Source organism: Antarctobacter aquimaris (assembly GCF_900184945.1).
GTDB classification, from domain to species: domain Bacteria; phylum Pseudomonadota; class Alphaproteobacteria; order Rhodobacterales; family Rhodobacteraceae; genus Maliponia; species Maliponia aquimaris.
Genome location: NZ_FXYF01000023.1, coordinates 1 through 22,877, shown reverse-complemented (window position 1 = coordinate 22,877; position 22,877 = coordinate 1). Strand labels below are relative to the sequence as shown.

18 protein-coding genes and 1 pseudogene are annotated in these 22,877 nt (G+C 68.5%); 10 read left to right on the top strand and 9 right to left on the bottom strand.

Annotated elements, in window-relative coordinates; genetic code table 11:
- Positions 1-199 precede the first annotated feature (199 nt).
- Positions 200-2,752, bottom strand: coding sequence for an aminopeptidase N (pepN, locus tag MAA8898_RS23850; protein WP_094023530.1), 2,553 nt, complete (start codon positions 2,750-2,752; stop codon positions 200-202).
- Between the two features lie 105 nt (positions 2,753-2,857).
- On the opposite strand from pepN, the gene MAA8898_RS23845 reads away from it, so the two are divergent.
- Together MAA8898_RS23845 and MAA8898_RS23840 are read left to right on the top strand one after the other, a co-directional pair.
- Entirely contained in the window at positions 2,858-4,369 is a 1,512-nt protein-coding gene (locus tag MAA8898_RS23845; RefSeq protein WP_094023563.1) for an FAD-binding domain-containing protein, read from the top strand.
- Positions 4,369-4,539, top strand: coding sequence for a DUF2256 domain-containing protein (locus tag MAA8898_RS23840; protein ID WP_094023529.1), 171 nt, complete (start codon positions 4,369-4,371; stop codon positions 4,537-4,539). Before MAA8898_RS23845 ends, MAA8898_RS23840 begins: the two co-directional genes overlap by 1 nt.
- 63 nt (positions 4,540-4,602) lie before the next feature.
- Here the strand turns inward: MAA8898_RS23840 and MAA8898_RS23835 are convergent, their stop codons facing one another.
- From MAA8898_RS23835 to MAA8898_RS23825, 3 genes are all read right to left on the bottom strand, one after another.
- Positions 4,603-4,833 (bottom strand): hypothetical protein, encoded by a 231-nt coding sequence (locus MAA8898_RS23835; RefSeq protein WP_094023528.1) that lies wholly within the window; start codon positions 4,831-4,833, stop codon positions 4,603-4,605.
- 158 nt (positions 4,834-4,991) lie between these two features.
- Positions 4,992-8,708, bottom strand: a complete 3,717-nt coding sequence (locus MAA8898_RS23830; RefSeq protein ID WP_094023527.1) for an efflux RND transporter permease subunit — start codon at positions 8,706-8,708, stop codon at positions 4,992-4,994.
- Positions 8,705-10,651, bottom strand: a complete 1,947-nt coding sequence (locus MAA8898_RS23825) for an efflux RND transporter periplasmic adaptor subunit (RefSeq protein ID WP_245853610.1) — start codon at positions 10,649-10,651, stop codon at positions 8,705-8,707. Before MAA8898_RS23825 ends, MAA8898_RS23830 begins: the two co-directional genes overlap by 4 nt.
- Positions 10,652-11,006: 355 nt before the next feature.
- Between MAA8898_RS23825 and MAA8898_RS23820 the strand changes: the two genes are divergently transcribed.
- The 3 genes from MAA8898_RS23820 to der all read left to right on the top strand — a co-directional run bounded on the left by MAA8898_RS23820 (position 11,007) and on the right by der (position 14,808).
- Positions 11,007-11,663: a tetratricopeptide repeat protein gene (locus MAA8898_RS23820; RefSeq protein ID WP_094023526.1), complete on the top strand. Its 657-nt coding sequence runs from the start codon at positions 11,007-11,009 to the stop codon at positions 11,661-11,663.
- A 60-nt stretch (positions 11,664-11,723) separates the two neighbouring features.
- Positions 11,724-13,061, top strand: a complete 1,338-nt coding sequence (locus tag MAA8898_RS23815; RefSeq protein ID WP_094023525.1) for a PQQ-like beta-propeller repeat protein — start codon at positions 11,724-11,726, stop codon at positions 13,059-13,061.
- Positions 13,062-13,335: 274 nt separating this feature from the next.
- Positions 13,336-14,808: a ribosome biogenesis GTPase Der gene (gene der, locus MAA8898_RS23810; RefSeq protein ID WP_094023524.1), complete on the top strand. Its 1,473-nt coding sequence runs from the start codon at positions 13,336-13,338 to the stop codon at positions 14,806-14,808.
- A gap of 312 nt (positions 14,809-15,120) precedes the next feature.
- Here the strand turns inward: der and lfb1 are convergent, their stop codons facing one another.
- From lfb1 to MAA8898_RS23790, 4 genes are all read right to left on the bottom strand, one after another.
- Entirely contained in the window at positions 15,121-15,468 is a 348-nt protein-coding gene (lfb1, locus tag MAA8898_RS23805) for an LIC10280 family protein (RefSeq protein ID WP_245853608.1), read from the bottom strand.
- 70 nt (positions 15,469-15,538) lie between these two features.
- On the bottom strand, positions 15,539-16,240 hold the full coding sequence (locus MAA8898_RS23800; protein WP_094023523.1) for a TspO-related membrane protein: 702 nt from the start codon (positions 16,238-16,240) through the stop codon (positions 15,539-15,541).
- 31 nt (positions 16,241-16,271) lie between these two features.
- Positions 16,272-17,564 carry a serine--tRNA ligase gene (gene serS, locus MAA8898_RS23795; RefSeq protein WP_094023522.1) on the bottom strand — a complete coding sequence of 431 codons (1,293 nt, stop codon included), beginning with the start codon at positions 17,562-17,564 and terminating at the stop codon, positions 16,272-16,274.
- A gap of 77 nt (positions 17,565-17,641) precedes the next feature.
- Positions 17,642-18,292 carry a trypsin-like serine peptidase gene (locus MAA8898_RS23790; protein ID WP_176445303.1) on the bottom strand — a complete coding sequence of 217 codons (651 nt, stop codon included), beginning with the start codon at positions 18,290-18,292 and terminating at the stop codon, positions 17,642-17,644.
- Positions 18,293-18,520: 228 nt separating this feature from the next.
- Between MAA8898_RS23790 and yajC the strand changes: the two genes are divergently transcribed.
- The 5 genes from yajC to MAA8898_RS23765 are packed head-to-tail and all read left to right on the top strand — an operon-like array spanning position 18,521 to position 22,553.
- Complete coding sequence (gene yajC / locus MAA8898_RS23785; protein WP_176445302.1) at positions 18,521-18,808, top strand: preprotein translocase subunit YajC; 288 nt, start codon at positions 18,521-18,523, stop codon at positions 18,806-18,808.
- Positions 18,809-18,814: 6 nt separating this feature from the next.
- Positions 18,815-20,479 carry a protein translocase subunit SecD gene (gene secD, locus MAA8898_RS23780; protein WP_094023520.1) on the top strand — a complete coding sequence of 555 codons (1,665 nt, stop codon included), beginning with the start codon at positions 18,815-18,817 and terminating at the stop codon, positions 20,477-20,479.
- A 1-nt stretch (position 20,480) separates the two neighbouring features.
- Complete coding sequence (gene secF / locus MAA8898_RS23775) at positions 20,481-21,449, top strand: protein translocase subunit SecF (protein WP_094023519.1); 969 nt, start codon at positions 20,481-20,483, stop codon at positions 21,447-21,449.
- On the top strand, positions 21,442-22,188 hold the full coding sequence (locus tag MAA8898_RS23770; protein WP_094023518.1) for a sulfite exporter TauE/SafE family protein: 747 nt from the start codon (positions 21,442-21,444) through the stop codon (positions 22,186-22,188). The genes secF and MAA8898_RS23770 overlap by 8 nt, the downstream gene beginning before the upstream one ends.
- A gap of 11 nt (positions 22,189-22,199) precedes the next feature.
- Positions 22,200-22,553 (top strand): Mth938-like domain-containing protein, encoded by a 354-nt coding sequence (locus MAA8898_RS23765; RefSeq protein ID WP_094023517.1) that lies wholly within the window; start codon positions 22,200-22,202, stop codon positions 22,551-22,553.
- A gap of 110 nt (positions 22,554-22,663) precedes the next feature.
- Here MAA8898_RS23765 and MAA8898_RS26460 read toward each other — a convergent pair.
- Positions 22,664-22,877, bottom strand: a pseudogene (locus tag MAA8898_RS26460) (hypothetical protein); the annotation flags it as partial.

Genomic DNA, 22,877 nt, shown 5'->3' with positions numbered 1-22,877 from the left:
AAGCGGTTTGGGACAGGCTATCCCGGTTTGCTGCTGCGCGGCAAGCGCTTCGGAGGCATAGGGGAAAGCCGCTTCGAAGCGGCTTTCAAGCGGTTTCGAAACCGCTTGGAACGGCCTTGCAAGGCCGTTGGGCGCGCCGTTCGAACGGCGGTGACCAAGGCGCTTCGAAGCGCCTTGGCCCTTGCCCCTGCCGCCGCGATCAGGCCCCCAGGATGCGCCCGATCATCTCTCCCGTGTCGCGGCTCAGCTTCGGCTTGTCCCGCAACCGCTCCAGCTGTTCGCGGATCAAGGCCTGGCGTCCGGCATCGTAGCGTTTCCACGTCTGGAAGGCCGCGCACATCCGCGCCGTGGTCTGCGGGTTCAGGTCGTCCAGCCGGATCAGCCAATCCGTCAGCAGCCGATATCCCGCGCCGTCCTTGCGGTGAAACCCGGCGTGCGCCGCCGCCAGCGCGCCCATCACCGCGCGGAACCGGTTGGGGTTCTTCAGATCGAAATCCGGATGCCCGGTCAGCGCCTCGGCCCGTGGCACCACTTGGTCGGGCGCCGCGGCACCCACCTGCAGGCCGAACCACTTGTCCATCACCAGCCGGTCATGCCGCCACTGCGCCTCGAAGGCGGCCAGCGCCTCGGCATCGCGTCCGGCGCGCACCAGTTGCGCCAGGGCCGACAGTTGCAGCGTCATGTTGTCCGCGCTGGCAAACTGTTCCGCCGCTGCCTTGCCGCCATCCAGCCGCGTCGTCAGCATCAGCGCCGCAGCCCCCAGCGCCCGCTTGCCGGATTGTGCGGCGTCCGGACGATAAGGCTCCGTCACCTGGCCTTCGGCCGCGAGCCTCGGCAGCAGGTCGGCCCAGCGTTCGGCCTTGACCTGCAACTGCGTCTCCTGCGCGGCCCAGATCGCGTCGGGGTCCGGCACCACGCCACGTTCGAACAGCACCTGCGCCAGTTCCGAATCCGACGGCGTGCCGATCATCATCGCGCGGAAGGCCGGGTCGAGCGTGTCGTCGCGCAAGAGCCGCTCCAGCCCGTCGAGCCAGGCCTCGTCCGGTCCGGCGCCGTCGCAGATCATCGCCACCAGGCTTTCGCGCGCCAGCAGGCGCGAGGCCTCCCAGCGGTTGAACGGATCGGTGTCATGCGCCAGCAGAAAGGCGCGTTCCTCGCGGCTTGCCTCGCGTTCCAGCACGATGGGCGCCGAGAAGCCGCGCAGCAGCGACGGCACTGGCCGCGCGGCGAGCCCCTCGAAGGTAAAGCTCTGCTCGGCTTGCGTGATCTCCAGCACCGTGGTCGGCACGACCTCGTCGCCGTTGGGGTTCAGCAGGCCCACCGCCATCGGGATAACCTGCGGCAGCTTTTGCGCCTGCCCGGGGGTCGGCGGCGTGTGCTGGGTGAAGGTCAAGGTATAGGTCCCGTCTGCCCAGTCCTCGGCCACCTTCACCCGCGGCGTGCCGGCCTGCGCATACCACCGCTTGAACTGCGCCAGATCGCGCCCCGTCGCATCCTCGAACACCTTCAGCCAGTCCTCGATCGTCGCGGCGTCGCCATCGTGGCGGTCAAAGTAGAGGTCCAGCGCCTTGGCATAGCCTTCGTCACCGACCAGCGTCTTGAGCATGCCGATCACCTCGGCGCCCTTCTCGTAGACCGTCGCGGTGTAGAAGTTGTTGATCTCCTGAAAGCTTTCGGGCCGGACGGGGTGCGCCAGCGGGCCCTGGTCCTCGGGGAACTGGCGGGCGCGCAGCATGGCCACGTTGTCGATCCGCGCCACCGCGGCGGACCGGACATCTGCGGTGAACTGCTGGTCGCGGAACACCGTCAGCCCCTCCTTCAGGCAGAGCTGGAACCAGTCGCGGCAGGTGATCCGGTTGCCGGTCCAGTTGTGGAAATACTCGTGCGCAATGATCGCCTCGATCCGCTCGAAGTTGGCGTCGGTCGCGGTCTCGGGGCTGGCCAGCACGGCGGAGGAGTTGAAGATGTTCAGCCCCTTGTTCTCCATCGCGCCCATGTTGAAATCGTCGACCGCGACGATGTTGAACACGTCGAGATCGTATTCGCGGCCATAGACCTCCTCGTCCCATGTCATCGACTTCTTCAGCGCCTCCATGCCGAAGGCGCATTTGCCCTCGTCCCCCGGCCGCACCCAGATGTTCAATTCCACGTCACGGCCCGACCGGGTGGTGAAGCGGTCCGGATGCGCCACCAGGTCGCCGGCGACCAGCGCAAAGAGGTAGGAGGGTTTCGGCCAGGGATCGTGCCATTCGGCCCAGCCGTCGCCGCGCGCGACCGGGTTGCCGTTCGACAAGAGCACCGGCAGATCGCCCTCCACCCGCACGGTAAAGACGCTCATCACGTCGGGGCGGTCCGGGTAATAGGTGATCTTGCGAAAGCCTTCGGCCTCGCACTGGGTACAGTACATGCCGCGGCTCATGTAGAGCCCTTCCAGCGCGGTATTTGCCTCGGGCGCGATCTCGACCTCGCTTTCCCACAGGAACGGGCCGTCCGGCACCGCGCAGCGCAGGCCCTCTTCGGTCAGTTCGGGTGTGACCTCGACCCCGTCGATGGCGGCGCGGATCAGCGTCAGCTGTTCGCCATGCAGAAAGAAGTCCTGCGCCGGGGCCTCCGGATTGGGGGCGAAGTGGATTCTCGCAATCACCCGCGTCGCGCGGGGGGCCAGGCGAAAGGTCAGATGCACATCCTCGACCCGCCAGCCGAAGGGGGTGTAGTCCTTGAGGTAGATCGTCTTGGGGGCAGCGTCTTTCATGGGGTCCTCGCATCTGCGCGCATCTGGAAACGGATGGCCTTTGACCTAGAGTTTTAGGCGCCCGGCGACAGGGCTGCAATGCCGGGACGGCTGATGGGAGAGCGGATGTCCACCATCCTCTGGTTCAAGCGTGACCTGCGCGTGCAGGACAACGCGGCGCTGCTGCGGGCGCAGGCGCTGGGCGGTATCGTGCCCTTGTACATCGTCGAGCCGGGGCTGTGGCGGCAGCCCGATGCCTCGGCCCGGCACTACGCGTTTCTGTGCGAGACGCTGGAGGGGCTGCGAAATGCCCTGCGCGCACTCGGTAGCGACCTGGTGATCCGGGTGGGTGCGGCGGTCGAGGTGCTGGAGGCGGTGCGGCAGGGGACCGATGCGACGGCGCTGGTCAGCACGCAGGAGACGGGCAACGGCTGGACCTTTGCCCGTGACCGCGCGGTGGCGGATTGGGCGCGCGGGCAGGGCGTGCGGTGGGAGGAACTGCCGCATTCCGCCATCCGCCGGGGGCGACATGACCGCGACGGCTGGGCCGCGCATCGCAACGCGGTGATCGCGCGCGATCCCTTGCCCGCTCCCAGGGCGCTGCCGGGGGTCAACCTGCGCTCTGATCCGCTGCCCTCTGCGGCGGCGCTGGGCCTGGCGCCCGATCCCTGCCCGGAACGCCAACGCGGCGGGCGCGTGCAGGCCGAACGGCTGCTGAACAGCTTCTCGGCCGAGCGTGGGCAGAGCTACCGCAGCGACATGTCCTCGCCGCTGACCGGCGCGCGGGCCTGTTCGCGCCTGTCGCCGCACCTGGCGCTGGGCGTCATCACCCCGCGCGAGGTGGTCCATGCGACAACGGATCGCCAGCGTGAGGTCAAGGGCACGCGCACCGGCTGGTCCGGCAGCCTGAGCAGTTTCCAGTCGCGGCTGGCCTGGCGCGACCACTTCATCCAGAAGCTGGAGGACGAACCGGCGCTGGAATGGCGCGAACTGCACCGCGCCCATGCCGGGCTGCGCCCGATGCCGCCGGATGCGGCCCGCCTCGCCGCCTGGGAAAAGGGCGAGACCGGGCTGCCCTTTGTCGATGCCTGCATGCGGTCGCTGATCGCCACCGGCTGGCTGAACTTCCGCATGCGCGCGATGCTGATGAGCGTGGCGTCCTATCACCTCTGGCTGCCCTGGCAGATCACCGGGCGGCACCTGGCGCGGCTGTTCACCGACTATGAGCCCGGCATCCACTGGAGCCAGTGCCAGATGCAGTCCGGCACCACCGGCATCAATAGCTTGCGCATCTACAACCCGGTGAAACAGGGGTTTGACCAGGACCCGGACGGGGCATTCACCCGCCGCTGGTGCCCCGAGTTGCGCGATGTGCCCGGTGCTTTCCACCAGGAACCCTGGCGCTGGGACGGCAAGGTCGACTACCCGGCGCCCATCGTCGATGTGAAGGAGGCGGCGCGGACGGCGCGTGATGCGCTCTGGGCGCTGCGCAAGAGGGAGACGTTTCGTGATGAGGCGCAGCGCGTGGTGCGCAAACATGCCTCGCGCAAGGACCCGCAGCGCCACTTCGTCAATGACCGCGCCCCCCGGCCGGGCCGCAAGGCGCGGGACGACCGCCAGCAGAGCTTTGACTTCTGATGCCCCGCGGTGTGAAGAAATCCGACCTGCCGCAAAAGACCTGCGCGGCCTGCGGCCGTCCGTTCACATGGCGCAAGAAATGGGAGCGGGACTGGGACCAGGTGCGCTACTGCTCGGACCGCTGCCGGGACGGGAGAGGCAAGGCGAAGGGCGGCAAGACCCGCTCCTGACGCGTGCCATGAAAAAGGGGCGCCCGGTTGCCCGGGACGCCCCAACATCGCCCGTGTGAGGGATCAGCCTGCGATCGTGCCGGCAGCGATGGCAGCCTCAAGCTCCTCGGGGGAGATGGTGCCGTTCGCGTCGGTGTCGATCTGGCCAAAGACCTCTTCGGTGAGGTCCGGGTAGGCGGCCTTCATTTCGTCCATGTTGTAGGCGCCGTCGCCGTCGGCATCCGCCACTTCGGCATAGGCTGCGCCGCCTGCAACCGTCAGGGCGGCCATCAGGGCAATCATGGTCTTTTTCATTTAACTGTGAACTCCACATGCGGGCCACGCCCGCGCAACAACGGCTCTGTGCCGTCGAGCGCTCATTTAGCAAAGCCGCTGCCGCCCGCAAGGTGCTGAAATAAATCCGTGATTTCGGATCGGCAAAGGGCCGCCGGGCAGGGTGCCCGGCGGTGCCGTCATTCCGCCGCGCGCAGTTCCGGCGCGGGTGTCAACGCCGGGGCGGGGTCTTCGTCCCAGATGATCTCGGGCGATTTCACCTGGCGTGCCGCGCGGGTCAGCGCCCAGTCGCGCGCCGCCTGGCTGCCGCGGCCAAAGCTGAGCCGCGCCAGCAGCCGCGCGAACCACAGCACGTAGGTGGTGAACCAGACCCGGATCGCCAGCATCGACGGGGTAAAGACCAGCGTCAGCACCGTCGCGATGCCCAGGCCGAAAACCACCGCCGTGGCCAGGTTCTTCCACCACAGCGCGGTCGGGCTGTCGATCGAATAGCCGCCGCCGAAGAAGTCGAGGCTGAGGCCGAACATCATCGGCGCAAGGCCCGCCATGGTGGTGATCGTGGTCAGCAGCACCGGGCGCAGGCGGTCCTGCGCGGTGCGCACGATGGCCTCGATCCGCGGCATGTAGCGGGCGTAGTCCTGGTAGGTGTCGATCAGCACGATGTTGTTGTTCACCACGATCCCGGCCAGCGCGACGACCCCCGTCCCGGTCATGATGATCGAGAAATACTGCCCCATGACCAGCATCCCGATCAGCACCCCGGTGGTGGACAGCACCACCGCCAGCAGCACCAGCACCGAGTTGTAGAAGCTGTTGAACTGCGCCAGCAGGATGATGAACATCAGGAACAGCGCCGCCGAAAAGGCCGACATCAGGAAGGCCTGGCTTTCGGCCTGTTCCTCCTGGTCGCCGGTCCATTCCCACGATATGCCCGCCGGCAGCGGCGCGGTCTCCAGCCAGCGTGTCACCGCCGCGATGCGTTCGTTGGCATTGACCGGCACCACGCGCAGCGCTTCGCCCGCCGCCTGCAACTGCGGCAGCAAGTCGGGCGACACGTAGTGCACCGCCTCGCCGTGCGCAAAGGGCACCTGGTCGCCGGTCTGCGTGGCGGTGCCGTAGGCCAGCACCTGCGCCGCGTCGCCCGTGCCGCGCACAAGGCTGACAAGCCCGTCTGCCACCCCGGCCTTGACGTCGAAATAGCGCTTCTGGTCGATGCGGTTGATCTCGGCCAGCTGCTTGACCGGGGTACGTTGCACGAAGTTGGCCAGCGGCACCAGCCCGTCGCGGGTGCGCACCTTCAGGGTGTCCAGCGTCGACAGCACGCGGTCCTCGTCGGGCAGGCGGACGCGGATGTCGATTTCCTCGTCGCTGGAATCGACGCGCATGGTGTCCAGCAGGATGCCGCGCGTCACCAGCTGCACCATGGCGCCCACGGTGGCCACGTCGGCGCCGTAGCGGCCGGCCTGTTCGATGTCGACGTCGATCTGCCAGTCGATGCCGGGCAGGGGGCGGGTGTCCTCGATCAGGGTCAGCCCGGGCAGGGCGTCGAACTGCGCCCGCGCCGTTCCGGCGGCGGCCATCAGGTCATCCCAGTTGTCGCCGGTCAGCCGCAGGTGCACCGGCTTGCCCGAGGCCGGGCCGCGCGCCTGGCTCAGGATCTCGATCTGGACCCCCGGGATGCTGCCCAGCTGGGCGGTCAGCCGGTCGATCACCACGTCGCCGTCCAGATCGGCCAGCGAGACTTCGGTCGCGTGGCTGCGGGCATAGGCGGCGCGGTCCTCCCAGGGGATCGTCTCGAACTGGATCTGGCCGATGGTGTCCTTGGGCGCCTCGGCGCCGCCGGTGTTGTTGTTCAGCCCGCCGTCCCCGGCAAAGGCAAAGGCGCTCTGCACGCCCGGATCGGCCAGCACCATCGTCTCGGCGCGGCGCACCAGCGCGTCCTTTTCCGCCAGGGACAGGTTGCCGCGCGCGCGGACGTAGACGATGCCCATCTCCGGTTCGCTGTCGACGAAGAATTCGACGCCGTTGTTGTTCTCGCCGAAGTAGGAAAACACGTTTATCACCAAGAAGATGATCGCGCCCACGGTGACCAGCGGCATCACCGGGTTGCCGGCGATCATCTTGATGAACCAGCCAAAGGCATTGCGGCGATAGCCCGCCTCGACCCGGCGCGGCTTGCGCTGGATCGCGGCGGCGTCCATCACCACAGAGGAAATCACCGCGAACAGCAGGAAGACAACGATGCCGGGCAGCCGCGCGGCAAAGCCGATCTCGTCGGTCTGCCACAGGTAGTCCGGGTTCAGCACCATCATCGCGCCGATGAACAGCCCCAGCAGGGCCACCGGCACCAGCGCCACGCGCACCGGCCAGGGGGCCGCGCGCCGCAGCGCCAGTCCCGCGCGGTGGATGTTGCGCGAGAACCGGCCCGACACGCCGCCCATGACCGGCAGGTAGACCAGCGCCACCACGAGGCTGGCCGACAGCACGAAGATCAGCGTGACAGGCAGCATCCCCATGAATTCGCCCGGCACGCCGGGCCAGAACAGCATCGGCAGAAAGGCGCAAAGCGTCGTCGCGGTGGACGACACCACCGGCCAGAACATCCGCTTGGCGGCCTCGACATAGGCGTGCATCGGGCCGGTGCCTTCGGCGATGCGCTTGTCGGCGTATTCGACCACCACGATGGCGCCGTCCACCAGCATCCCCACCGCCAGGATCAGCCCGAACATCACGATGTTCGAGATCGTCACCCCCATCAGGGCGAGCAGCAGAAAGCACAGCAGGAACGAGGTCGGGATCGCAAAGCCCACCAGCAGCGCCGGACGCAGGCCCAGCGAGGCCAGCACCACGATCATCACCAGCGCGATGGCGGTCAGCACCGATCCTTCGAGCTGCTTGACCATGCTTTCGACCTGGCGGCTCTGGTCGTTCGACAGGCCCACCGTCAGGACGGCGCGCAGTTCCGGTGGCCAGTCGGCCTCGGCCTGGCGGACCACGCGCTCCACCTCGGCCACGGTGTCGATGATGTTGAAACCCTTGCGCTTGACCACCTGCAAGGCGACCGTCGGCTCGCCGTTGAAGCGGGCGGTGCCCTGGCGGTCCTCGAAGGTCAGGTTGATCGACGCCAGATCGCCCAGCGTCACCACCCGGTCGCCGTTCACCTTGACCGGCAGGTCGAAGACGTCGCGCGGATCGTCAAAGCTGGAGGGGATCTTGACCGCGAATGTGCCGCCCTCGGTCTCGACCTCGCCGGCGGCGATCAGCTGGTTGTTGTTCTGCACCACGCGGATCAACTCGTCGAAGGTGACGTTGTAGCTTTCCAGCCGCAGCGGGTCGATCACCACCTCCAGCATCTCGTCGCGGTTACCGGCAATGCCCGCCTCGAGCACCGCGTCGATGCCCTCGATGCGGTCCTGAAGGTCCTTGGCCACCCGGTTCAGCGTGCGTTCCGGCACCTGGCCAGACAGGTTGACGATCAGGATCGGGAACTCGGAAAAGTTGATCTCGTTGATCGAGTATTTCTCGGCGCCCTCGGGAAACTGCGCCTCGGCGCTGTTCATGCTGTCGCGCACGTCGGCGATGATCTTGGTCTTGTCCCAGCCGAACTCGAATTCCAGCGCCACGCCGGCATAGCTTTCTGAGGCGGTCGCTGTCATCGACTTCAGCCCGTCGAGGTCCGAAAGCTCGGTCTCCATCGGCTTGACCAGCAGCTTTTCGGCGTCCGCCGCCGAGATGCCGGGGAAGGGGACCGAGACGAACAGCGCGGGGATCTCGATGTCGGGTTCGCCCTCCTTGGGCAGCGAGACATAGGCGTAGCCCCCGGCCATCAGGCTGAGGGCGACGAAGGCGATGATCATTCGGGCACGGGCGGCGGCCCAGTCGACGATCCCGGTCATTGAATGGTGTCCTCGTAACTCGGTACCACGATCACGCCGTTGGTGACGAATTCCTGGCCGACGGTGATCACGTCGACGGTATCGGGCAGACCGGTGACCCAGACGCCGTCGCGGGTGTCGCGCAGGATGGCGACGTTCATCCACTTGGCTGAGGAATTCTCGGTGACGGTGCGCACGCCCAGCCGGCCCTCGTCGTTCAGGGTGAGGGTGGAGGAGGCCAGCAGGTGTGCCTTGGCGCCGTCGGCCTCGATGGCGATCTCGGCGGTCTCACCATCGCGAATCGCGAGATCCGCGTTGTCCACCGTCAGTTCGACGGAAAAGGTGCGCGTGGCCGGGTCGGCGCTGCGCGACACGAAACTCACCACGCCGACCACCTCTTTGCCATTGGTCAAACGGGCCCCGGCGCGCGCGCCCACCTCGACCCGGGCGACCTCGGTCTCGGGGACATAGCCGATCAGCTTGATCGGGTTCAGCTGGATCACCGTGGCGCAGGCCGCCCCCGGCTGCATCAGCGCGCCCAGTTCGGCGGTGTCGGTTTCCAGCAGCCCGGCAAAGGGCGCGTGAATCTTCAGCCGCTCGATTTCCTTTTCCGCCACGGCGACCGAGGCTTCGGCCGACTGGATCGCGCTGCGGGCGCTTTCCTCGCCGGTCATGGCGGTCTGCACCCCGGCCAGCGCGCCTTCGAGTTGCGACTTGGCCAGGATCACCGCGGCCTTGGCGCCCTCGACGCCCGACAGGGCCGAGGCGACGGCGGTCTTGGCGCCCTGGATCTGGCTTTCGGCGCTCTGCACCCCGGCCAGCGCATTCTGGATCTGGCTTTCGGCGGCCTGGATGCCGGCCTTGGCCGATTCCAGCTGGCTTTTGGCGGATTTCACCCCGGCCTCGGCGTTGATGATGCCGCTCTTGGCCGTCTCGACGCCGGCCAGCGCGCCCTGCACCCGGGATTTGGCCGCCTCGATGCCCGCGGCGGCAGACTTCAGGCCCAGCTGCGCGGATTGCGCCTGCGCCTTGGCGGCTTCGAACGTGGCTTCGGCCGCGGCCAGTCGGGTCTGGGCGGCAAAGCCATCGCGCGCCAGCGACTGGGCGGCGGTCAGGTTGATCTCGGCCTCGCGCACGCGGGCCTCGGCTTCCCTGACGCGGGCTTCGGCCTCGGGTGTCCGGGCCTCGGCCTCGATGAGGGCGGCTCGGGCCGCGGGCACGGCGGCCTCGGCCTCTTTCAGCCGCGCGGCGGCCTCGGGAACGCGGGCCTCGGCCTCGGCCAGCCGCGCCTCGGCCTCGGGAACCCGCGCGGTTGCCTCGGCCAGGCGGGCCTCGGCCTCGGGGATGCGTGACTTGGCCTCGGCCAGCCGCGCCTCGGCGGCGGGAACGCCGGCCTGCGCCTCGGCCAGCCGTGCTTCGGCGGCGGGCACCGCGGCTTCGGCCTCGAGGATGCGCGCGCGGGCCGCCGGGACCTGGGCCCGCGCTTCGGCCAGCCGGGCGGCGGCCTCGGGCAGGCGGGCCTGTGCCTCGGCCAGCCGCGCCAGCGCCTCCTGCAGGCTGGCGTCGCGTGTGCCGGGGTCGATCTGGCAGAGCAGTTGGCCCGCCTCGACCATCACGCCCTTGCGCAGCGGCTCGGAGACGACCTTGCCGGAGGTCTCGGCCCGCACCTCGACCTCGCGCATGGCCCGCGTCTCGCCGCGCAGGATCACCGCGCTGTCGACCACCTGCGCGACCGAGCGGCGCGCCATGACCCGCACCGCGCCCTCGGGCAGCGGCGCGTCGCCGGAGACCGGGGCAGGCGGGACGACGGCCGTTTCGGCGGCCGGCGGCGTGGCGTCCACGGGTGATGGATCCTCCGCCAGGGCGGTCGGCGCCGTGTCTCGGGCAAAGCTCATCAGCCGGTCGCGGTCCATCACCAGCGCGTAGAGCAGCACCGCGACGAGGCCGGCGGTCAAGATCGACATGATGCGCATCTGGTCAGTATCCCTGTGGCGCCCGCCCTCCGGCCCCGGCGCTTTCCCTGGTTACGGCCGTTCCAGCCGGCGGGGACTCGCCCGCCGCCTTGCCTGAACCGTGTCGTTCAGTTTTAGGGTTTCCCCCATGCCTGTTCAAGCGCGGCACCCGCTTTTGCAGCGCCAAGCGGCGGAAATTCGGCGATTAGATACATTTTTCACGTGGTCTTGTTGCGGGTGCGGAGCCGGGGTGCGGAGATTCGCCCCCGCTGCGTTGGACGGACCCAAGACGCCCCGGGGACCGTTCCCGCCTTGGCAGTGCCGGACATGGCATGTAAGAGAAGGAAAACAAGCCTAGGGGGCCCGGGTGAGCGACACCGACAGTTTCATCGATGAGGTGACCGAAGAGGTCAAGCGCGACCGGCTGTTCGCGCTGATGCGCAAGTGGGGCTGGGTCGGCGTGGCGATCGTGCTGCTGATCGTCGGCGGCACCGCGTACCGCGAATGGCACATCGCCTCGACCGAGCGCGCGGCGCAGGAATTCGGCGACAGCATCCTGACCGCGCTGGGCAAGGAAGACGAGGCCGCGCGCATCGCCGCACTTGGCCAGATTTCCGCACCGCAGGCCGGGGCCCAGGCGATCCTGACGCTGCTGACCGCGGCGGAAGAGGCCAGCGCCGGCAACGATGCCGAGGCGGTCGCGCGGCTGCAACAGGTCGCGGCCAACGCGGAAATCCCGTCGATCTACCGCCAGATCGCCAGCTACAAGGCGCTGACCCGTGGCGAAAAACTGCTGCCGGTCGAGGAACGCCGCGCCGGGTTCGAGGCGCTGGCCGTTCCGGGACAGCCGCTGCGGCTGCTGGCCGAGGAACAACTGGCGCTGATCGACATCGAAACCGGCGAAACGGCGGCGGCGCAGGAGCGCCTTAAACGCCTTGCCGAGGATTCCGAGGCGACGCAGGGCTTGCGCCGGCGCGCCTCGCAACTGATTGTGGCGCTGGGCGGCGAGCCGCCCGCGAACTAAGCCCCGCCTGGGGCACGCGTCGGGGGGAAGTGCCCCGGATGGTGACGAAAGGGCATCCAGATGCTGCGCAAGACCTCTTTGCTGATCTCGTTGGCGGCGCTTCTCGCGGCCGGATGTTCCGAACGTGAAACCATCCTGCCGGGCGAACGGATGAACGTCCGCGACGCCCTGACCGGCGACTACGCCGACGGCACCGCGCCCGAAGAGGTGGAGGTGCCGCAGGCGCGCGCCTTTTCCGCCCCCGCCATGACCACCAACACGGACTGGGCGCAAAGCCCGGTCTCGCCGCATGTGCGCGTCACCCATCCGGCGCTGGGCCAGAACCTGACGCAGGCCTTCGCGGTCTCGATCGGCGCGGGCGACGGCCGCAAGACCCGGCTCAACGTCGATCCGATCGTGGCGGGCGGCCGTATCTTCACGATGGATTCGGATCACCGGGTGCAGGCGACCGCGCTGTCGGGGCAGGCGCTCTGGACCGCGGCGCTGGTGCCGCAGCGTGACAAGGCGCCCGAAGGACAGGGCGGCGGGCTGGCCTACGGCGAGGGCACGCTGTTCGTGTCGTCGGGCTTTGGCAAGCTTACCGCGCTCGACCCGGCGACGGGCGGCAAGCTGTGGGAGCAGGACCTGGACAACACCGCGACCGGCGCGCCCAGCTACCGCGATGGCCTGGTCTACGTCGTCTCCGGCGACCGCACCGCCTGGGCCGTCGAGGCCAAGGACGGCCGCGTGCGCTGGCAGATCGACGGCACCGAGGATTTCAACAACATCGTCGGGGCCCCGGCGCCGGCCATCAACGACAAGTACGTGGTCTTTGCCTTCGGGTCCGGCGCGGTCAAGGGCGCCTTTCGGCAGGGCGGACTTCAGGTCTGGAACGCCGACCTGCTGGGCCGTCGCAGCGGGCTGACGATCGCGGGCATCGACGACATCACCGGCGATCCTCTGATCGAGGGCGACACGATCTATGCCGGCAACCATTCCGGCCGGACCGTGGCGCTGTCGATCTACAACGGAGAGCGGCTGTGGACGGCCAAGTACGGCGCGCTGGGGCCGATGTGGCCGGCGGGCGGCTCGGTCTTCTTCGTGTCGGACCTGAACGAGCTGGTGCGCCTCGACTCTGCCACCGGCGAGGTCATCTGGACCCAGGACCTCCCGGGCTATGAGCCAAAGCGCAACCCGAACCGCCGCCGCAACAAGGCCTTTGCCAACCATGGGCCGATCCTGGCGGGCGGTCGGCTGATCGTGGCCAGTTCGGACGGCAAGATCCGCGGATTCAACCCGGTGGACGGGGCGCTGGTGCAGGAAATCGCCATTCCCGGCGGCGCCACGACCCGCCCGGTGGTGGCCAACGGCACGCTTTACGTGGTGTCGCGCAAGGGTGTGCTGCACGCCTACCGCTGAGCGACGCGCAATCCGAAGGTGCGCGCTGACGCGCGCGCTGGTCGTCTCGCGCGCCGGCCTTTGGCCGGCGGCTCGGGCGGGGGGCGCTGCCCCCGCCGCGCTTTTGGCGCGTCTCTCCCCGGGATACTTGAAGGACCAAAGAGGATTGGTGTGGCTTCGGCGTGCGGGGCCAGGGTCTGGCGGACATGCTCGAGGCCAAAGCCGGTCGATGCCCTTGCCCTTTCCACCCTGTCGAAAATGCGCTAAGCCCCGCGCCTGATCCTCGGAGCCGCTCATGACCTTCTCGCTCGCCATCGTCGGCCGCCCCAATGTGGGCAAGTCGACCCTGTTCAACCGCCTGGTCGGCAGGCGCCTGGCGCTGGTCGACGACCAGCCGGGCGTGACCCGCGACCTGCGCGAGGGCGAGGCGCGGCTGGGCGACCTGCGCTTTACCGTGATCGACACCGCCGGCCTGGAGAACGCCACCGACGATTCGCTGCCCGCGCGGATGCGCCGGCTGACCGAACGCGCCGTGGACATGGCGGACATCTGCCTGTTCCTGGTCGACGCCCGCGCCGGCATCCTGCCCGACGACGAGATCTTTGCCGAGATCCTGCGCAAGCGGTCGGCGCATGTGATCGTGGCGGCCAACAAGGCCGAGGGATCGGCCGCCGACGCCGGGGTGATCGAGGCCTATGGCCTGGGCCTGGGTGAGCCGATCCGGCTGTCGGCCGAGCATGGCGAGGGGATGAACGAACTGTACTCGATCCTGCTGCCGCTGTCGGATGCCTTTGCCGCGCGCGCCGAGGCGGATGCCCCGGAGACGGATGTGGTTGTGTCCGACGAGGACGGCGACGACATCGAGGCCGGCCCCCGCGTGCCGACGCTGGACAAACCCTTGCAGGTGGCCGTGGTGGGGCGTCCGAACGCGGGCAAGTCCACGCTGATCAACGCGATCATCGGCGAGGACCGCCTGCTGACAGGGCCGGAGGCAGGGATTACGCGGGATGCCATTTCCGTCACCACGGACTGGGGCGGTGTGCCGACGCGGATCTTTGACACCGCCGGGATGCGGCGGCGTGCCAAGGTGCAGGAAAAGCTGGAGAAGCTGTCCGTTTCGGACGGCATCCGCGCGGTGAAGTTCGCCGAGGTGGTGATCGTGCTGCTGGACGCGGCGATCCCCTTCGAGACTCAGGACCTCAAGATCGCCGACCTCGCCGAGCGCGAGGGCCGCGCCGTGGTGGTGGCGGTCAACAAGTGGGACGTGGAGAACGAGAAGCAGGACAAGCTGAAGTGGCTGCGCGAGCAGTTCGAGCTGGCCCTGCCGCAGCTGCGCGGCGCGCCGCTGGTGACCGTGTCGGCGCGCACCGGCAAGGGGCTGGACAAACTGCAGGCGGCGGTGATGCAGGCCTACGACGTGTGGAACCGACGGGTGTCGACCGGGCAGCTGAATCGCTGGCTGGACGGCATGATCCAGCGCCATCCGCCGCCGGCGCCGCAGGGCCGCCGGATCAAGCTGCGCTACATGACGCAGGCCAAGACCCGGCCGCCGGGCTTTGTCGTGATGTGTTCGCATCCCGACAAGCTGCCGGAGAGCTATTCGCGCTACCTGGTGAACGGGTTGCGCGAGGATTTCGACATGCCGGGCACGCCGATCCGGCTGATGATGCGCGGGCAGGGGGACAAGAACCCCTACAAGGGCCGACGCAAGAAGAACGCCGGTGCACTGAAGAAGCACCTGGGCAGCTTGCAGGCCAAGAAGACCTGAGCGGGCCTTCCGCGCCGGCTTTGGATTTGGAGCCGAGAGGGGTTTCGCCCCGCTGGCGCGGGGCGACCGGCGCGCGTCCTGCGGACGCGCGAAAGAAGGCTCCGGACTCACCTGCAAACAGGCCCGTGCCCGTGTCCCGGAGCCATCCCTCGCAGACCGATGCCTGAGACAGCCGACACGGGCCTGCAAGGGCAAGCCGCCTGCGGCGGGGCGTGCCGCCCCCTTGCACGCCCGCGCCGCCCGCCTCTTTCCGGCATCTGCGAGGGATGGCTCCGGGAAACAGGCACTTGCGGACGGCAGGCGGTGGGGTGGTCAGCGCTGCGGTTCGAGCCGGTCGAGGGCGCGGCCGTCGGCCCAGGTGCCGTGCAATGCGCCGTCGGGCATCAGGACATAGACCACCGGCTCGGCGCCTTCGGACCATTGCAGGGTGAGGATGCGGCCGTCGAGCGTGCCGCTGCCGCGAAAGCTTTGCCCGGCGATGGTCCAGTCGCCGATGTAGCGCGGGCCGCTGGCGGTGAGCGTGAGCGTACCGGAATAGGCCGAGCCGTCGGGGTTGCGGCCCTCGACGCGGTAGCTGCCGGTGAGGTCGGTGAACTGGCCTGTGTCCTGCGCCGCAAGCGGCGTGGCGGTCAGCAGGGCGGCGAGGAGAAGGGCGCGCATCACGGAGGCCTTTTCGCAGCGGGACAGGGATGGTCAGCCTAGGCGGCGGGCGGGCGGGCTGTCCAGCCGCTTACTCGGTGTCGGTGCCGCGGACGCCCAGGATGGCGATCATGCCGAGCACGGCCAGCCCGATCACGGCGGCGTTGAACGGCTGCCAGTTGGAGACCACCACGCCGATCAGCGCCCAGATCACCGTGATGCCGTATTCCGGTGCGCGGTGCAGGCGGTACTGCATGGTGACGGCTAGCGCCATGCCGATCGACAGCGCCAACAGCGCGGCAGGGGTGGGCGGCAACCAGCCGTAGCCGCCGATCACCACGCCGAGCGCCACGCAGGAGGCCGCCGACAGCCAGCCCGCGTAGATCGCCACCGGCGCCTGTTGCAGCCAGCGGTCGGTGTCCCCGGCACGGAACAGCGCCACCAGCGCGGTGGCCAGCATCAGCCAGATCAGCACCGTCGCCAGCACCGGCGACCATTGCGCCACGGGCAGCCAGACCGCCCCCAGCGCGAGGCTGGCAAAGAGCGGCTTGCGCATCGGTTCCCAGTCGATGTCGTCGCCGCGCGCGATGGCTCCGAACAGCGTGCCGGCGATCAGCCAGAGGTAGATCAGCCCCCAGATCGCAAAGGCGTAGCCCGCGGGTTGCACCGGCGGGTCCTCCAGCGGGACCGGGAACTGCGACGGCTCGAAGCCGTTGAACCCGGTCACCACGAAGGGCGACGCCGCGAAGGCCAGCGCCGCAAGCGCGCAGAGAAGGGACCAGAGCCGGGTCATGCCACCTGCGCCGGGTCTTGCGCCGTCCGCGTCATGCCAGCACCCCTTCGGCGGTCAGCCGGGTGCGGCCGCGAAGGTAGGGGTGCAGCACCGCCGGCAGATCGACCGAGCCATCCGCCTGCTGGCCGTTCTCCAGCACCGCGATCAGGCAGCGCCCCACGGCGAGGCCCGAGCCGTTCAGCGTGTGCACGAAATCCGGCTTTCCGCTGCCTGCGGGACGGAAGCGTGCGTTCATCCGACGCGCCTGGAAATCCCCGCAGACCGAGACCGAGCTGATCTCGCGGTAGGTGTTCTGGCCGGGCAGCCAGACCTCGATGTCATGCGTGCGGCGCGCGCCGAAACCCATGTCGCCGGTGCAGAGCACCACGGTGCGGTAGGGCAGGCCCAGCCGTTCCAGGATGCCCTCGGCGCAGGCGGTCATGCGGTCATGCTCGGCGCGGCTGTGGTCGGGATGGGTGATCGAGACCATCTCGACCTTTTCGAACTGGTGCTGGCGCAGCATGCCGGCGGTGTCCTTGCCCGCGCTGCCCGCCTCGGAGCGGAAGCACTGCGTATGCGCGACGTAGCGGCGGGGCAGGTAGTTCTCGTCGACCAGCACGCCGTTGACGATGTTGGTCAGCGTCACTTCGGCGGTGGGCACCAGCCACCAGCCGTTCGTGGTCTGGTAGCTGTCCTCGCCGAACTTGGGCAGCTGTCCGGTGCCGTACATCATGTCCTCGCGCACCAGCACGGGGGTCCAGGCCTCGGTCAGGCCGTTTTCCTCGACATGGGTGTCGATCATGAATTGCGCCAGCGCCCGCTGCAGGCGCGCCACCGCGCCCGACAGCACGACAAAGCGCGCGCCCGACAGCTTGGCCGCCGTCTCGAAATCCATGCCCGGCGTCACGCCGGCGATCTCATAATGCTCTTTCGGTGCGAAATCGAAGGTCCGGGGTGTGCCCCAGCGCTTGATCTCGACATTGTCATTCTCGTCCGCGCCCTCGGGCACGTCGTCCAGCGGCAGGTTGGGGATGCCGGCCAGCAGGGCGGTCAGCTCGGCGTCCAGCCCCTTGGCCTTGTCCTGCATCGCGGCGACTTCGGCCTTTTTTTCGGCCACCAGCGCGCGCAGGCGTTCGAATTCGGCCTCATTGCCGCCGGCCTTGGCCTTGCCCACCTCTTTCGAGGCGCGGTTCTGCTCGGCCTGGGCCTCTTCGGCGGCGGTGATGGCGGCGCGGCGCGCCTTGTCGAGGTCGAGAACGGAGGACGACAGCGGCCCCACCCCACGGCGGACAAGCGCCGCGTCCCAGGCTTCGGGATTGTCGCGGATGGCGCGGATGTCGTGCATCGTCTCCTCCAGAGTGCAATCGAGTCGGGCGGGTTATGCCCTATCCCGTCCGAGGAGGGTAGAGGGGCGACCCGCGATCAAGGCCAAACTCCCGCCCCTGCCGCGAATTGTCGCCGCAACCAGCCGTCCACCGGCACCGCCAGCGCCTGTTCGTCGCGGGTGACGGCGACAATCACGGCGACAATGCGCCGCGCGTCGCCCTCTCCGGCCATGACCGGCCCGCCGCTCTGGCCCTGTTCCACCCGGCAGTCGATGCGCCACAGGCTGTCAATCTCGGTGCCGTAGCACAGCGGCGTGACGGTCAGCCGGTGCGGCCGCGAGTGGCGGTAGCCCACCAGGGTCAGCGGCCCGGGCAGCGCGACCGATCCGATGCGCAGCGGCGGCTGGTCGACCGGGGTCGCCAGTTCGACCAGCGCGATGTCGTGGCGCAGGTCAAAGCGGCCGTCGACAAAGGCCAGGGGGTGGACGCGCACCGCCTTGACGTGGGCCGCGCCGCTGTGGCCTTCGCCGTCCCAGCCGGCGACGAACACCATGTCGGTGATCCGCTTGAGGTAACCGTCCTCGGGGCGGGTGACGCAATGCGCGGCGGTCAGCGCAAGGCCCGGCGCGACGAGGCTGGCGGTGCACATCTCGGACACGCGGTATCCGGTGGTGTTGAGCCGCCCGATCGACGTCTCCGCCAGCAGCGGCAGGGGCAGCAGGACAAGACAGGACAGCAATCGCAGCATGGGCGCCTTTCGCGGTTGGCCCTGTTCGCCGAGGAAAGCTAGTCCGGCCCGGGGGTGGCGACAAGCCAGCACAGGAAACCGTCGGGGCGCGGCGGCGGTCGAATTCGGCTCAGCGGCCGCGATAAAGCCGCGATGGCCGCGCGCCCGCCTTGCATCTGCGCAGCGCCGCGCATAGGTTCCGCGAAAATTTCGCGGGGGGTGCCCCGCCGCAATCAACAGGAGCATCCCATGGATCCGCAAGCGATGTCGTCGCTCTTCTTCATGGTCGCGATCTTCGCGATCTTCTTCTTTCTCGTCATCCGTCCGCAGCAGAAGAAGATGAAGCAGCATCAGAACATGGTGAACGCTCTGCGCCGGGGCGACCAGGTGGTGACCCAGGGCGGGCTGATCGGCAAGGTCGTCAAGGTCAAGGACGAACGCGAGATCGAGGTCGAGATCGCCGAGGGCGTCCGCGTCCGCGTCGTCAAGGCCACTGTCGCGCAGGTGCTGTCCAAGACCGAACCGGCCGAAAGCTGATTTCCCATGATGCAGGTCGATCTCTGGAAACGCGTCCTGGTCTGGGCGGTTGTCGTCACTGGCCTGCTGCTGGCGATGCCGAATGCCTTTTACACCCGGGTCGAGCAGCATAACGATGCCGTGAAGGCGATCGAGAACGGGCTCGACACGACCGAGAACCGGGATGCGGCGGCCAGCTGGCCGTCGTTCCTGCCCTCGGGGCTGGTGAACCTGGGCCTCGACCTGCGCGGCGGGGCGCACCTGCTGGCTGAAGTGCAGGTCGCCGACGTCTACGAGGCGCGGATGGAGGCGCTGTGGCCGGAGATCCGCGACGTGCTGCGCGACGAGCGCGACACCGTGGGCACCATCCGCCTGCAACCGATGGCCACCCCGGGCGAACTGCGGGTCAAGATCTCGGAACCCGCCGGCATGGCCCGCGCCATCGAACTGGCGCGCGGCCTGGCGCGTCCGGTGGTGTCGCTGACCGGCGCCGGATCGACCGACATCGAAATCAGGGGCGAGAATGACGAACTGGTCATCACCCTGTCCGAGGCCGAACGCAGCGCGCTGGACGAACGCACGCTGCAACAGAGCCTCGAGATCATCCGCCGCCGGATCGACGAGGTCGGCACCCGAGAGCCGACGATTCAGCGCCAGGGGTTCGACCGGATCCTGATCCAGGTGCCGGGCATCGGCTCGGCGCAGGAACTCAAGGACATCATCGGCACCACGGCGCAGCTGACCTTTCAGCCCGTCGTCGGCCGCACCGACAACGTCAACGAACGGCCCGGTGTCGGCAACGAGGTGCTGCCCTCGCTCGACCAGGAGGGGGTTTTCTACATCCTCGAAACCGCCCCCGTGGTCACCGGCGAGGAGCTGACCAACGCCCAGCCCAGCTTTGACCAGAACGGCCGCCCGGCGGTGAACTTCACCTTCAACCCGTCCGGTGCGCGCAAGTTCGGCGACTACACGGCGGACAACATCGGCTCGCCCTTTGCCATCGTGCTGGACAACGAGGTCATCTCGGCCCCGGTGATCCAGAGCCACATCGCCGGCGGATCGGGCATCATCACCGGCAACTTCACGGTCGAGGAATCGACCCACCTCGCGGTGCTGCTCCGCGCCGGGGCGCTGCCGGCCAAGATGGTGTTCCTCGAGGAACGCACCATCGGCCCGGAACTGGGGCAGGACAGCATCGACGCCGGCAAGGTCGCTACCTCGGTGGCCTTTGCGGCGGTGCTGGTCTTCATGTTGCTCAGCTACGGGCTGTTCGGCGTCTTTGCCAACATCGCGCTGATCGTGAACATCGCGCTGCTGTTCGGCCTGCTGTCGCTGATCGGGGCCACGTTGACCCTGCCGGGCATCGCCGGCATCGTGCTGACCGTCGGCATGGCGGTGGACGCCAACGTGCTGGTCTTTGAACGGATCCGCGAGGAGCTGAAGACCGCCAGGGGACCGGCCCGCGCCATCGAACTGGGCTATGAAAAGGCGATCTCGGCCATCGCCGACGCCAACATCACCACCTTCATCACGGCGGTGATCCTCTACGTCATGGGATCCGGCCCGGTGCGCGGCTTTGCCGTCACGCTGGGCTTTGGCATCCTGACCTCCGTCTTCACGGCGATCTTTGTCACGCGGCTGTTGATCGTCTTCTGGTTCGAACGCCGCCGTCCGAAAACGATCGAGGTCTGACATGCGTTTGCGAATGGTCCCTGACCAAACCAACTTCGACTTCTTTTCGCGGCCGGTGCTGTGGCTGGGGATTTCGGCCTTCATGATGATGATCGCGCTGGTCAGCTTTGGCGTGCGCGGCCTGAACTACGGCATCGACTTTCGCGGCGGCACGACGATCCGCACCGAAAGCGCGCAGCCGGTGGATGTGGGCGCCTACCGTGACGCGCTGGCGGCGATCCAGCTGGGCGACGTGGTGATCTCGGAGGTGTTCGACCCCAACTTCGGCCCCGAGCAGAACGTCGCCATGGTGCGCCTGGGCGCGCTGGAAGGCGAAGAAGCGGTCAGCGCCGAGATGATCGCCAAGGCCGAGGCGGCGCTGCTGACCGTGGCGCCGGACATCAAGTTCGTCTCGGTCGAATCGGTTGGACCGAAGGTGTCGGGCGAATTGATCCGCACGGCGGTGATTGCCGTGGCGCTCGCCATCTTTGCGGTGCTGGTCTACATCTGGCTGCGCTTCGAATGGCAGTTCGCGCTGGGCGCGGTGATCGCGCTGATCCACGACGTGGTGTTGACCATCGGCATCTTTTCCGAGGTGGGCATCCGCTTTGACCTGTCGATCATCGCGGCGCTGCTGACCATCGTCGGCTATTCGCTGAACGACACCGTCGTCGTGTTCGACCGGGTGCGCGAGAATCTGATCAAGTACAAGTCGCTGGACCTGCGCGAGGTGCTCAACAGGTCGATCAACGAGACGCTGAGCCGGACCTTCATGACCTCCTTCACCACGCTGCTGGCGCTGATTGCGCTCTTGGTGCTGGGTGGGGACGTGATCCGCGGCTTTGTCTTTGCCATGACCTGGGGCATCCTCGTCGGCACCTATTCGTCGATCTTCGTCGCCTCGGCCTTTGTCATGTGGCTGGGGGTCAAGCGCGACTGGTCCAAGCCCGCCGACGGCGCGGGCACGCAGTTCGGCGACATCGATGCCTGAGCTCTTCGGCCCGGCCCCCGAGGGGTTGGGCTGGATCGTGCTGGCGGCCTTTCTGGGCGGGCTGGTGCGGGGGTTCACCGGGTTCGGCACGGCGATGGTCTTTCTGCCCGTCGCCGCGCCCTTTCTCGGCCCGTTTGGCGCGATGCTGGCGCTGACCTTCATGGATATCTTCGGCCCCTTGCCGAACCTGCGCCGGGCCTGGGCCTCGGTCGAACGGGGCGACCTGGGGCGGCTGGTGCTGGGCTGCGCGCTGGCGCTGCCGGTCGGGCTGTGGCTGCTGACCCGGACCGAACCGGAGGTGTTCCGCTACGCGGTCAGCCTGGTGACGCTGGGGATGCTGGCGGTGCTGATGCTGGGCTTGCGCTGGCACGGGCGGGTGACGCGGGCGATGGTGACGGGGATCGGCGGCGCCGCCGGGCTGCTGGGCGGGCTGGCAGGGCTGCCGGGGCCGGCGGTGATCCTGTTCTACATGGCGCGCCCCTTGCCGGTGGCGGTGATCCGGGCGACCATCCTGCTGTTCCTTTTCGTCTTCGACATCCTGATCATCCTGGGGATGGCGGGGTTCGGGCGGGTGACGCTGGCGGGCGCGCTGCTGGGCGTGCTGCTGGCGGTGCCGAACGTGGCGGGGAACTGGCTGGGCGGGTGGTTGTTCCGTCCCGCCCATGAACGATATTACCGGGGCGCGGCCTATGCGCTGATCGCGGTGGCGGCCCTGTCCGGGCTGCCGGTCTGGGAATAGGGGGACACGACATGCGACTGAACGAGATCGTCTATACCGACGCGGTGCCGGTGGAGGGCTACGGGCCGGGGTTCTTCCGGGTCAAGGGCGAGGCGCACGAGGGGCCCATGCTGCTCTGGGCGCGGGGGCGGTCCGCCTGGGGCGGGCTGGAGGATGCCGATGCCCTGCTGAGCCTGTGCGGCGCGGTCGACGTGCTGTTCGTCGGCACCGGGGCCGAAACCGCGCATTTGCCCGCCGGTCTGCGCGCGCGGCTGGAGGACGCGGGGCTGGCGGTGGAGGCGATGAATTCGCCCTCGGCCTGCCGCACCTACAACGTGCTCCTGAGCGAGGGGCGCCGGGTGGCGCTGGCGGTGCTGCCGGTCTGAGGGGGCGCCTTTGCGGTGGGGCGGCAGGGGGCGCTGCTGTGTAGTAACAACTGTTCCTGACATAGGGTTACAGAGGGTTTTGATACCGGACTACCCTCGCAGACCTCGGACTATCTCGGACCGGATTTCGCCGCGCGGGTGTCGCGGTGCTTCTGCCACCACACGTGGATAGCGCTCTTGCGCACGCGGCGTTCCGGCGGGAATGCCTTGGCCACTTCGCCTTCGAGCTGGGGGAAGGTCAAGGCGTCGATACGGGCGAGGATGAAGGCGCGAAGCTCCGCGTCGGCGTCGATCCGGGCGGGAAGGCCGGGGCGGTGCGCGCGG